Annotated in this window: 8 protein-coding genes and 1 pseudogene; all 9 read left to right on the top strand. The window is 48.5% G+C overall.

The genetic code is table 11. The features are described from left to right. Positions 1-30: 30 nt before the first annotated feature. The 9 genes and pseudogenes from rpoC to GRF55_RS09680 all read left to right on the top strand — a co-directional run bounded on the left by rpoC (position 31) and on the right by GRF55_RS09680 (position 12156). Positions 31-4362: a DNA-directed RNA polymerase subunit beta' gene (gene rpoC / locus GRF55_RS09720; RefSeq protein ID WP_220368219.1), complete on the top strand. Its 4332-nt coding sequence runs from the start codon at positions 31-33 to the stop codon at positions 4360-4362. Between the two features lie 757 nt (positions 4363-5119). Further along, positions 5120-5443 carry a DUF3467 domain-containing protein gene (locus GRF55_RS09715; RefSeq protein ID WP_220368218.1) on the top strand — a complete coding sequence of 108 codons (324 nt, stop codon included), beginning with the start codon at positions 5120-5122 and terminating at the stop codon, positions 5441-5443. Between the two features lie 423 nt (positions 5444-5866). Then, on the top strand, positions 5867-6247 hold the full coding sequence (gene rpsL, locus GRF55_RS09710; protein ID WP_006283661.1) for a 30S ribosomal protein S12: 381 nt from the start codon (positions 5867-5869) through the stop codon (positions 6245-6247). Between the two features lie 170 nt (positions 6248-6417). After that, positions 6418-6894, top strand: coding sequence for a 30S ribosomal protein S7 (gene rpsG, locus GRF55_RS09705; RefSeq protein WP_220368217.1), 477 nt, complete (start codon positions 6418-6420; stop codon positions 6892-6894). A gap of 31 nt (positions 6895-6925) precedes the next feature. Beyond that, positions 6926-9040 (top strand): elongation factor G, encoded by a 2115-nt coding sequence (gene fusA / locus GRF55_RS09700; RefSeq protein WP_220368216.1) that lies wholly within the window; start codon positions 6926-6928, stop codon positions 9038-9040. Between the two features lie 71 nt (positions 9041-9111). Continuing rightward, the gene (gene rpsJ / locus GRF55_RS09695; RefSeq protein WP_220368215.1) at positions 9112-9417 is read left to right on the top strand and encodes a 30S ribosomal protein S10; all 306 of its coding nucleotides are present in this window, start codon (positions 9112-9114) and stop codon (positions 9415-9417) included. Between the two features lie 584 nt (positions 9418-10001). Continuing rightward, positions 10002-10270 (top strand): annotated as a pseudogene (locus tag GRF55_RS09690) (helix-turn-helix transcriptional regulator). Positions 10271-10350: 80 nt separating this feature from the next. Then, positions 10351-11319 (top strand): Dam family site-specific DNA-(adenine-N6)-methyltransferase, encoded by a 969-nt coding sequence (locus GRF55_RS09685; protein ID WP_220368214.1) that lies wholly within the window; start codon positions 10351-10353, stop codon positions 11317-11319. A 3-nt stretch (positions 11320-11322) separates the two neighbouring features. Further along, positions 11323-12156 carry a type II restriction endonuclease gene (locus GRF55_RS09680; RefSeq protein WP_220368213.1) on the top strand — a complete coding sequence of 278 codons (834 nt, stop codon included), beginning with the start codon at positions 11323-11325 and terminating at the stop codon, positions 12154-12156. The last annotated feature ends 18 nt before the right edge of the window (positions 12157-12174 follow it).

Below are 12174 nucleotides of genomic sequence, written 5' to 3'. Positions count from 1 at the left end.
TAAAAGTTTTCTACATAAAGAAAAAAGAATATGGCTTTTAAGAAAGAATCAAAGGTTAAGAATAATTTCACGAAGATTACCATCGGACTTGCCTCTCCTGAGGAGATCCTGGAAAATTCGTATGGTGAGGTAACGAAGCCTGAAACCATTAACTATCGTACATATAAACCGGAGCGCGACGGATTGTTCTGTGAGCGTATCTTCGGACCGACGAAGGACTATGAGTGCGGTTGCGGTAAATACAAGCGCATCCGCTATAAAGGCATCGTCTGCGACCGTTGTGGTGTGGAAGTGACAGAGAAGAAAGTGCGTCGTGAGCGTTCAGGGCATATCGAACTGGTCGTTCCCGTTGCTCACATCTGGTATTTCCGTTCATTGCCCAACAAGATTGGCTATCTGCTCGGATTGCCGACGAAAAAGCTCGATTCTATCATCTATTACGAGAAGTATGTGGTGATACAGCCAGGTGTCCTCGCAGGCAAAAAGACAAGTGAAGACCTTGAGATGAATGGTTCTCACAAGTTTGACATGCTGACGGAAGAGGAATATCTCGATATCCTCGACAACCAGCTGCCCGAAGGCAACGAGCGTCTGGACGACAGCGATCCCAATAAGTTCATCGCGAAGATGGGTGCCGAAGCCATCTATGACCTGTTGGCAGGATTGGATCTCGACTCGTTGTCATACGAGTTGCGCGACCGTGCCAATAACGACTCGGCACAGCAGCGAAAGACGGAAGCCCTGAAGCGTCTGCAAGTGGTAGAGGCATTCCGCGCCAGCAAAGATATCAACCGTCCCGAGTGGATGATCATGAAGATTATTCCCGTGACACCTCCAGAGCTTCGTCCGTTGGTGCCGTTGGATGGAGGACGTTTTGCAACATCCGACCTCAACGACCTCTATCGCCGCGTCATCATCCGCAATAATCGTCTGAAACGACTGATGGAAATAAAGGCGCCCGAAGTGATTCTCCGCAACGAGAAGCGTATGCTTCAAGAGGCAGTAGACTCTTTGTTTGACAACTCGCGCAAGTCTTCAGCAGTGAAGAGTGAGAGCAACCGCCCATTGAAGTCGCTCTCCGATTCACTGAAAGGAAAGCAGGGACGTTTCCGTCAGAACTTGCTTGGTAAGCGTGTTGACTATTCAGCTCGTTCGGTCATCGTTGTAGGTCCTGAGCTGAAGATGGGAGAGTGCGGTCTGCCGAAGTTGATGGCAGCCGAACTTTATAAGCCGTTCATTATCCGCAAACTCATTGAGCGCGGTATTGTGAAGACGGTGAAGAGTGCCAAGAAAATCGTTGACCGCCGTGAACCGGTTATCTGGGATATCCTGGAGAACGTGATGAAAGGACACCCAGTTCTCTTGAACCGTGCCCCGACACTTCACCGTCTGGGTATCCAGGCATTCCAGCCGAAACTCATCGAAGGCAAGGCAATCCAGCTCCACCCGTTGGCATGTACGGCGTTCAACGCCGACTTCGACGGTGACCAGATGGCTGTCCACCTTCCGTTGAGCAATGAGGCAATACTGGAAGCACAGATTCTGATGCTGCAGAGCCATAACATTCTGAACCCGGCAAACGGTGCGCCTATCACCGTGCCTTCTCAGGACATGGTGCTCGGTCTCTACTATATCACGAAGATTCGTCCGGGAGCGAAAGGCGAAGGACTGATGTTCTATGGTCCGGAAGAAGCCATTATTGCCCACAACGAAGGCAAATGCGACCTGCACGCTCAGGTGAAGGTTGTGGTGAACGACCGCGACGGCAAGGGCAATATGGTCAAGAAGGTCGTGGAGACTTCAGTCGGTCGCGTGATTGTTAACGGAATCATTCCCGATGAAGTGGGCTATGTGAATACCATTATTTCTAAGAAGAGTCTGCGCGACATCATTGCCGATGTCATCAAGACGGTCGGTTTTGCCCGTGCCTGCGAGTTCCTCGACGGAATCAAGAACCTCGGCTATCGCATGGCTTATCTCGCCGGACTTTCGTTCAACCTTGACGACATCATCATCCCGCCAGAGAAGCAGGGCTTGATAGAGAAAGGAAACGAGGAAGTTCGCCAGATTATGGACAACTATAACATGGGATTCATCACCGACAACGAGCGTTATAACCAGGTGATTGATACATGGACCCACATCAATAACGATATCGGTAACATCCTGTTGAAGGAAATGACCGAAGCGGACCAAGGTTTCAATGCCGTCTTCATGATGCTCGATTCCGGAGCCCGTGGTTCTAAAGACCAGATCAAGCAGCTCTCTGGTATCCGTGGTCTGATGGCAAAGCCGCAGAAGGCAGGTGCCGAAGGACAGCAGATTATCGAGAACCCGATTCTTTCAAACTTCAAGGAAGGTATGTCGGTGCTCGAATACTTCATTGCTTCGCACGGTGCCCGTAAGGGTCTTGCCGATACGGCGATGAAGACTGCCGATGCCGGTTATCTGACACGTCGTCTTGTTGACGTCTCTCACGATGTGATTATCACGGAAGAAGACTGCGGCACGTTGCGCGGACTGGTATGTACCGCTCTCAAGAATGGTGACGAGACCATCTCCACGCTGTATGAGCGCATCTTGGGCCGCGTGTCGGTACATGATATCGTCCATCCTACCACAGGCAAACTGATTGTTGCTGCAGGTGAGGAAATCACAGAGCCTATCGCACAGGAGATTGAAGATTCTCCGATAGAGAGTGTTGAGATTCGCTCGGTGCTCACATGTGAGAGTAAGCATGGTGTCTGCATGAAGTGCTACGGACGCAACCTCGCAACCAGCCGCATGGTTCAGAAGGGTGAGGCTGTCGGTGTCATCGCTGCACAGGCTATCGGTGAGCCGGGAACTCAGCTGACTCTCCGTACATTCCACGCCGGTGGTGTGGCTGGTAATGCCGCTGCAAACGCTTCTATCGTAGCAAAGAATGATGCGAAGATTGAACTCGATGAGCTCCGTACCGTTCCTTTCGAGGAAGACGGAAAGGCATGCAAGATGGTCGTAAGCCGTCTGACGGAAGTCCGCTTCGTCGATCCTCATACGGGAATTGTGCTCTCAACGATGAATGTTCCTTATGGTAGCTCGCTCTATTATAAGAACAATGATATGGTGAAGAAAGGCGACCTGATTGCCAAGTGGGACCCGTTCAATGCTGTCATCGTTACGGAATATGCCGGTAAGGTGAAGTTCCACGATGTCGTGGAAGGCTCTACCTTCAAGGCTGAGACCGACGAGACGACGGGTCTGACGGAGAAAATCATCACCGACTCTAAGGACAAGAACCGTGTGCCTACCTGCGACATCGTCGATTCAAAGGGCAAGGTAATCGGTACTTACAACCTGCCGGTAGGTGGACACGTTGTCGTAGAGAACGGACAGAAAGTGAAGACAGGTACGACGCTTGTGAAGATTCCGCGTGCCGTAGGTAAGGCGGGTGACATCACGGGTGGTCTGCCACGTGTGACCGAATTGTTCGAAGCACGTAACCCGTCCAATCCGGCTATCGTCAGCGAAATCGACGGTGAGGTGGCAATGGGCAAGGTGAAGCGTGGTAACCGCGAGATTGTTGTTACCTCGAAAACGGGTGAGCAGCGCAAATACTTAGTGTCTCTCTCCAAGCAGATTCTCGTGCAGGAGCATGACGCTGTGCGCGCCGGAACACCGCTTTCCGATGGTGTGATTACACCGAACGACATTCTTGCCATCAAGGGTCCGACCGCTGTTCAGGAATATATCGTCAACGAGGTGCAGGACGTTTATCGTCTGCAAGGTGTGAAGATCAACGACAAACACTTTGAAATCATCGTTCGACAGATGATGCGCAAGGTGCAGATCAATGATCCGGGCGATACGACCTTCCTCGAGCAGGAGATTGTTGACAAGCTCGACTTCGCCGATGAGAACGACCGCATCTGGGGCAAGAAAATCGTGATTGATGCCGGCGATTCTGAGAACATGCAGAAGGGACAGATTGTGACTGCCCGCAAACTGCGTGACGAGAACTCCAGCCTGAAGCGTCGCGACTTGCGACCGGTGCAGGTGCGCGATACCGTTCCAGCTACCTCGACCCAGATTCTGCAGGGTATTACCCGTGCAGCTCTCCAGACGAGAAGCTTCATGTCGGCAGCATCCTTCCAGGAAACGACCAAGGTGCTTAACGAAGCGGCTATCCGCGGAAAGGTTGACCACCTTGAGGGAATGAAGGAGAACGTGATTACGGGTCACCTCATCCCTGCCGGAACGGGTATGCGCCAATACGAGAAACTGATTGTCGGCTCACGTGAAGACTATGAACGCATGGTAGCCAACAAGAAGAATGTGCTCGACTTTGGAGACGAAGGAGCAAGCGAAGAAACTGAAGCATAATCAGTTTTGACGGAATATGAAAAAGCGGGAGCGCAGCCTTGTTGGTTGCGCTCCCGCTTTTTTTGTGCTGTCAGCGAAGTCTTTGAATGCCTTGAATGGCGTAATAATAATTTTTTGTAGATTCAAGTAGCAAGTGCAAGTTTAATTCAGCATGTCTGTATTGCTTTTTCGTCAGGCAACATTGTCAAAGAGATTTGTGTCTTATTAAATCGATGAAGCATGATATCAGCCTTCCTGTCCTTCCCCCAAATGAACCGATTCTGTACCTTCGTGGTATGGAAGCAGTTTTTTATCAAAACCGATTAACTCTTTTTAAGAAGTTGAATGTGCGTTAAATATGGTTTGTTGCATCGGTGATTGTCCTATATGAGAGGTGTCGGCAACGTGTTGTTTTTCAGGGAGTTAAAAATGGGCTTCCAAAAGTGCCACTTTTAGCGTGCGAAAGGGGAACTTTTGCAGTCTAAAAGTGCCACTTTTGCAACCTGAAAGTTCAACTTTTGGAAAACGATCTTGGAACGATGCCAAAATAGAAGTTTCGGAAAGTCAAAACGGGCGTTAAATAATACGTAAAAAGAAGTATGGTGCTTAAATATTGTTAATGTTAAAAGGAGGTTTCTGGATTGACCGTTTCTGAATGAATGAAGGAAGGAGAAAAAGGGTAGGGGTGTTTTGCATGGTGATGAAAATGTGGGAGGAAAGTTTGTTGGTCATGGAATAAATTTGTAACTTTGTCTTTTGAACGAAAAAGCATAAAGAAATGGACAACAATCAGAACGCTCAAGGGCACCAGTTACAGATAGATATTCCTGATGATGTAGTGCAGGGTGTGTATTCCAATTTTGCAGTGATTTCACATTCCAGTTCGGAGTTTGTGGTTGATTTTGCGCAGATTGCTCCGGGCGTGCAGAAGGCGTCGGTGCGCAGTCGTGTGATATTGGCACCCGAGCATGTCAAGCGGTTGATACAGGCGTTGCAGGAGAACGTCGTGCGCTATGAGAGTGAGTTCGGGCGGATACGGATACCCACCCAGCCTGCAGGTCCGGTCTCTCCGTTTGGCATGGGTAACAAGGGTGAGGCATGACGGTGGGCGCGCGTGTGGGTAACCCTTGCGTGCAGCGCTGCCTTTGAGTGTGTTGCCCGGTTCTGGAAGGCAATTTGGAGTTCGTTTGGCATCGGACTTAGTGCGCGTCCGGCGTATTTCGGCTTTGTCAGTCGCGCGCGTACACATGCGCGTATATATAAATAATGTAGGAGTTTGTTTCTTGAAACAGTCCTCCGTTTCAGGGTAGCGTTTGAAAGAAGGACCTTGGCAAGGTTAATTTATGTTACATTTTCTTATAGTTCTGTAAATATTTTATTTTTAGTTATTTTCTTTCCGTATATATTAGGTGTTTTCGAAAAAAGTTCGTACCTTTGCACGCCAAATGCGGCATTTCGAATTGTGCCATATTATAATGTGTTGATATAACGATAAAAACAATATAAACAAAAAAAGAAAACAATTATGCCTACAATTTCACAATTGGTAAGAAAAGGCAGAAAGGTGCTTGTTGACAAGAGCAAGTCGCCGGCTCTGGACTCCTGTCCTCAGCGTCGTGGCGTATGTGTTCGCGTTTACACAACAACCCCGAAGAAGCCTAATTCGGCAATGAGAAAAGTTGCCCGTGTTCGTTTGACAAACCAGAAGGAAGTGAACTCCTATATCCCGGGAGAAGGACACAACCTTCAGGAGCACAGTATCGTATTGGTGCGTGGCGGTCGTGTAAAGGACCTGCCGGGTGTACGTTATCACATCGTTCGTGGTACGCTTGATACCGCAGGTGTGGCAAACCGCACACAGCGTCGTTCAAAATATGGCGCTAAACGTCCTAAGGCGAAGAAGTAACAAAGCGTGATGCCATAAGTTCACAGTCGGAGATGGCTGGGAGCTTATGGTCGCTTCAAGTAGAAAACATTAACCGTTTTGCTGGAGAAAGTTAGGTTGAGTAAATGTCCGGGTGCGGACGTTGAAGAACGAGAAAAGACAGCCTCCGCAGAATAAAAGCAAACAAAAAAATGAGAAAAGCAAAACCAAAGAAGCGTGTGATCCTGCCGGATCCCGTGTTCAACGACCAGAAGGTCTCAAAGTTCGTGAATCACTTAATGTACGATGGAAAGAAAACCATCTCGTACAGGATTTTCTACAATGCACTTGACACAGTCAAGGAAAAGATGGCTAATGAAGAGAAGCCGGCTCTCGAAATCTGGAAGCAGGCTCTTGATAACATCACTCCTCAGGTGGAGGTGAAAAGCCGTCGTATCGGTGGTGCAACATTCCAGGTGCCGACCGAAATCCGTCCCGATCGCAAGGAAAGTATCTCCATGAAAAACATGATCAACTTCGCTCGTAAGCGCAGTGGAAAGAGCATGGCAGACAAACTTGCAGCTGAAATTATGGACGCATATAACAATCAAGGTGGAGCATTCAAGCGTAAGGAAGACATGCATCGCATGGCTGAGGCTAACCGTGCTTTTGCTCACTTCAGATTCTAAATTTCACATAGAAGATAAAGGATAAAAAAGAATGGCAAAGCAGGATTTACGTCTGACCCGCAACATTGGCATCATGGCACACATTGATGCCGGTAAAACAACTACCTCTGAGCGTATTCTCTTCTACACGGGAAAGACGCACAAGATTGGTGAGGTTCACGATGGTGCGGCAACGATGGACTGGATGGCGCAAGAGCAGGAGAGAGGTATCACAATTACCTCTGCTGCAACTACTTGCAATTGGAAATGGAATGATAAGACTTATAAAATCAACCTGATTGACACTCCGGGACACGTGGACTTCACGGCGGAAGTGGAACGCTCGTTGCGTGTGCTCGACGGAGCTATCGCAACCTATTCGGCAGCAGACGGCGTACAGCCGCAGTCGGAGACCGTTTGGCGTCAGGCTGATAAATACAACGTTCCTCGTATCGGTTACGTGAACAAGATGGACCGCTCGGGTGCTGACTTCTTTGAGACTGTTCAGCAGATGAGAGACATTCTGGGTGCCAACCCGTGCCCCGTTCAGGTTCCTATCGGTGCAGAGGAGAACTTCAAAGGGCTTGTTGACCTGATTAAGATGAAAGCCATTTTGTGGCATGACGAGTCGATGGGGGCAGAATATGACGTGGAGGAAATCCCGGCAGACCTCGTGGACGAGTGCAACGAATGGCGCGACAAGATGTTGGAGACAGCAGCCAACTATGACGACGAGCTGATGGAAATGTACCTCGAAGGAAAGGAAATTCCGGAAGACAAACTCATCGCAGCCCTTCGTAAAGGCACAATCAGCATGGAGATTACTCCGATGCTCTGTGGCTCTTCATACAAGAATAAAGGTGTGCAGCCGCTGCTCGACTATACTTGTGCGTTCCTGCCGTCACCGCTGGATACAGAGGCAGTGATGGGTATGAACCCCGAAACTGACGAGGAAGAAGGTCGTAAGCCGTCTGAAGACGAGCCGACGGCAGCACTTGCATTTAAGATTGCAACCGACCCATACATGGGACGTCTGGTGTTCTTCCGCGTGTATTCAGGTAAGGTGGTAGCTGGAAGCTATGTGTATAATCCCCGTTCAGGAAAGAAAGAGCGCATCAGCCGCCTGTTCCAGATGAACTCCAACAAGGAAATTCCGATGGAGTCAATCGATGCAGGTGACATCGGAGCGGGTGTGGGATTCAAGGATATCCGTACGGGTGACACCTTGTGTGATGAGGGCAAGCCTATCGTGCTCGAGTCAATGACCTTCCCCGACACGGTGATTTCTATTGCTGTTGAACCGAAGAGCCAGGCAGATATCGCAAAACTGGATAACGGTCTTGCCAAATTGGCAGAAGAGGACCCGACGTTCACCGTACGTACGGACGAGCAGAGCGGTCAGACCATCATCTCTGGTATGGGTGAGCTCCATCTCGACATCATCATCGACCGCCTGAAGCGCGAGTTCAAGGTTGAATGTAATCAAGGAAAACCGCAGGTTAACTATAAGGAAGCAATCACCAAGCCGGTGGAATTGCGTGAGGTTTACAAGAAGCAGAGCGGTGGTCGCGGTAAGTTCGCCGACATCATCTGTACAGTCGGACCGAAGGATCCTGACTATAAAGAAGGTGACCTGCAGTTCATCAACGAGGTGAAAGGCGGAAATATTCCTAAGGAATTCATCCCGGCAGTTCAGAAAGGTTTCGAGAACGCCATGAAGAATGGTATCCTCGGTGGCTACCCGATGACCGACCTGAAGGTCGTGCTGACCGACGGTTCGTTCCACCCCGTGGACTCAGACCAACTCTCATTCGAGCTTGCAGCAGTCAACGCTTATCGTAACGCCTGTGTGAAAGCATCGCCCGTCCTGATGGAGCCCATCATGAAGGTAGAGGTGGTGACACCGGAAGAAAACATGGGTGACGTAATCGGTGACTTGAACAAGCGTCGCGGACAGGTTGAAGGCATGGATGAAGCACGTAGCGGTGCCCGCATCGTGAAAGCAATGGTTCCGCTGTCAGAAATGTTCGGCTACGTAACGGCGTTGCGTACGATCACTTCCGGACGTGCAACCAGCTCGATGGAGTACGACCACCATGCACCACTCTCCAGCTCAATCGCAAAGACTGTTCTTGAAGAGGTGAAAGGTCGCGCAGATCTCGTGTAAGAAAAAGTGCCGTTGAGCAAATGACTCTTTAACGGCATGAAAATAAAGTATAATCAAAAAACAATTAAACAATGAGTCAGAAAATTAGAATTAAGTTGAAGTCTTACGACCACAAGTTGGTTGATAAGTCAGCAGAGAAAATCGTGAAAGCCGTTAAGGCTACAGGTGCAATCGTCAGCGGTCCAATACCCCTGCCCACCCACAAGCGTATCTATACGGTGAACCGTAGTACGTTCGTGAACAAAAAGGCACGTGAGCAGTTCCAGCTTTCAGATTTCAAACGTCTGATAGACATCTATAGCTCAACGACAAAGACTGTTGATGCACTGATGAAACTCGAACTTCCCAGCGGAGTAGAAGTGGAAATCAAAGTGTAGTCATCGTTGAACCCTATCTATAAGCGGCGCATCCCATTTGGCGGTTGTGCCGCTTTTCGTTTTTTTTACAAATCTGTTCTTGCTCTGAACAGGATTTTTCCTAAACGTTACTATTCTATAGGGAATCAAGGAAGTGTGAAATGTGAAAGCTATTACGTCGGTTTCTGTGTAATTTGTTGAAGATTAGCCCATTTGTACTAATTTGTATCTTTGATACTTACGAGCATGAACAAATATTGAGACTGTTTCATTACTAAAACTGCGAGTAAGCAAATGCTATGAAAACTTGTTTTCAGATGGTCGAGCGTGAACTGACTATCTAAAGTGTTATCTGCGATTGTTTGGGTAATATGTGTAGGATTGGGCAATCAGTACAAGATTCTTTGTGGCTCGGAACAATATATGTTTTGGGATGATGCAGTTAGTGCAGATTATGTATAAAATGACAGACGAATTTCAGAAAAAGATACAGAAAAGTGGGGAAAATAACATTAAAATGTGATTATTTACTAAATATACGAACGTTTTGTGTGTCCTTTCAGAGAAAATGAGTAACTTTGTACCAAGAGCAATAGAATTCCATTATGGACAAAGACATTAATCGCATCAAAGTTGTGCTTGCAGAGAAGGGAGGTGCTGCGAGACTATTGAGTGTTTTGTGGAGGGATACCAAAGAACCAATAAATGGTTGGCAGAGCAGTTGGGGTGTGCGCCTACTACCGTATCAAAATGGTGTACCAATGACTGCCAGTCAACGATGGAAACATATCTCAAAATTGCAGAACTGCTTGACATGGAACTAACAGAATTAGTAAGAACAAAGAAAAGTCAAACGAAACGCCCATCTTTTTGAGTTAGCGGGTAACTATAATACATTTAGTGGGTAACTTGGAAAAGTTAGTGGGTAAGTCAAATGTAAATATTACAAAATGTATGATACATTTCAATACGAAAGAACTGGCAAAACCATTTATTAAGTGGGTTGGGGGAAAGGGGCAGCTTCTCTCGCAACTGAACATGTGCTTGCCGCGTGAATTATACGAGGACGGATTTACTTACGTGGAGCCGTTCGTCGGTGGCGGTGCGATGTTGTTCTATATGCTGCAAAACTTCCTGAAAATCAAGCGCGTGGTCATCAATGACATCAACAAGAACCTGACGGATGCCTACACGAATATCAAGCAGGAGCCAGAGGGACTGGTATATCGTCTAAAGCACATTGAGCAGCAATATTTTGGCATCAAAACGGAAGAGGCACGAAAGGAATTCTATTTAGATATGCGCCGCCGCTTCAACGAGGAGCCATTAAGCAGCCTCGACAAGACAGCCATCTTAATCTTCCTTAACCGCACATGCTTCAACGGCCTTTACCGCGAGAATACGAAGGGTAAATTCAACGTCCCGTTTGGCCGCTACGCCAATCCCACCATCTGCAACGAGGAAGTCATTTATGCCGACAGCGAGCTGTTGAACCACTACGACGTGCAGATTCTCAACGGCGACTTCAAGGGAACGGCCAAGGCCATCGATAACGTGGGCTTGACTTTCTTCTACTTCGACCCGCCCTACAGACCTCTCAGCGCGACCTCCAGCTTCAACAGCTATGTCAAGGAGGACTTCAACGACGACAGCCAGCGTGACCTCGCAAACTTCTGCCGTCAATTAAACACCCGCAAAAATGTAAAATGGATGCTCTCGAACTCCGACTGCTCAGCAAAGAACCCCGCCGACACGTTCTTTGAGGAAATCTACGAGGGATTCAACATCCAGCGCGTCTATGCTTCCCGAATGGTCAACGCCAATGCCAGCAAGCGCGGCAAGCTGACCGAGCTACTCATTAGAAACTACACGACGAAGCCACAGAACGAAATCATCGATAACCAAATAAAACTTGCATTGTAAAATATGAGCGCACATACAGAAGCGGAGTTCAAGACCTTCATGTCCCAACTCTCAGAAACCAACGCCACGCTGAGCTCTTGGACAGACTTTACGAAAGTGAAGACCAACGTGGTCAGCATCGAAATCAAGTTGAACACCCTCAACTACCTGCTTGGCAAAGAAAACCTGCGGGCAGCCGTCACCGAGCTTTGGAACAACGACAAGCGGGTGTTCGACGTGCTGCAAATTCTCATCGCCTGCCGCAAGCGCGACAAGAAGAAGGTTATCAATGCCGATGCCGAGTTTGTACTGCTCGAAAGTTACCTCGCAACGATCGACGGCGTGATGGAGTTTATAGAGGGCACTGGCCTCGCCAAGATTTTCAAGGACAAGAACGTCAAGAACCTCGTCGATTATGTTTTCGGCGTGGAAGTAGGCCTCGACTCCAATGCCCGCAAGAATCGCAGCGGCGATGCCATGGAGGGCACCGTGGAGCTGATCATCAAGGGCAGCGGATTAAAGTACCGCAAGGAAGTATATTCCAGCGAGTGGCCGTCCATCACCGAAGCCCTCGGCACCGACAAGAAGCGATTCGACTTCGTGATTGAGGCCAAGAATAAGACCTACCTCGCCGAGGTGAATTTCTACAGCAGTGGCGGTAGCAAACTCAACGAGACCGCCCGCTCCTTCACCGAGCTAGCCCCGAAAATCAATGCCGTCGATGGTTTCGAGTTCCTGTGGGTTACCGACGGTAAAGGCTGGGAGAGCGCCAAGAACAAATTGCAGGAAGCCTACTATACAATACCAAGTGTCTATAACCTCTCGACCCTCCGAAGATTTCTGGACGGTCTAAAATAGGATAAGATTAAAGAAGTA

The organism is Prevotella sp. Rep29, from assembly GCF_019551475.1.
In the GTDB taxonomy this organism is placed as follows: domain Bacteria; phylum Bacteroidota; class Bacteroidia; order Bacteroidales; family Bacteroidaceae; genus Prevotella.
This window is presented reverse-complemented; position numbering and strand designations above follow the sequence as displayed.

Coding starts and splice junctions, on each gene's coding strand:
- rpoC (WP_220368219.1), top strand. CDS start 31: ATGGCTTTTAAGAAAGAATCAAAGGTTAAGAATAATTTCACGAAGATT.
- GRF55_RS09715 (WP_220368218.1), top strand. CDS start 5,120: ATGGACAACAATCAGAACGCTCAAGGGCACCAGTTACAGATAGATATT.
- rpsL (WP_006283661.1), top strand. CDS start 5,867: ATGCCTACAATTTCACAATTGGTAAGAAAAGGCAGAAAGGTGCTTGTT.
- rpsG (WP_220368217.1), top strand. CDS start 6,418: ATGAGAAAAGCAAAACCAAAGAAGCGTGTGATCCTGCCGGATCCCGTG.
- fusA (WP_220368216.1), top strand. CDS start 6,926: ATGGCAAAGCAGGATTTACGTCTGACCCGCAACATTGGCATCATGGCA.
- rpsJ (WP_220368215.1), top strand. CDS start 9,112: ATGAGTCAGAAAATTAGAATTAAGTTGAAGTCTTACGACCACAAGTTG.
- GRF55_RS09685 (WP_220368214.1), top strand. CDS start 10,351: ATGATACATTTCAATACGAAAGAACTGGCAAAACCATTTATTAAGTGG.
- GRF55_RS09680 (WP_220368213.1), top strand. CDS start 11,323: ATGAGCGCACATACAGAAGCGGAGTTCAAGACCTTCATGTCCCAACTC.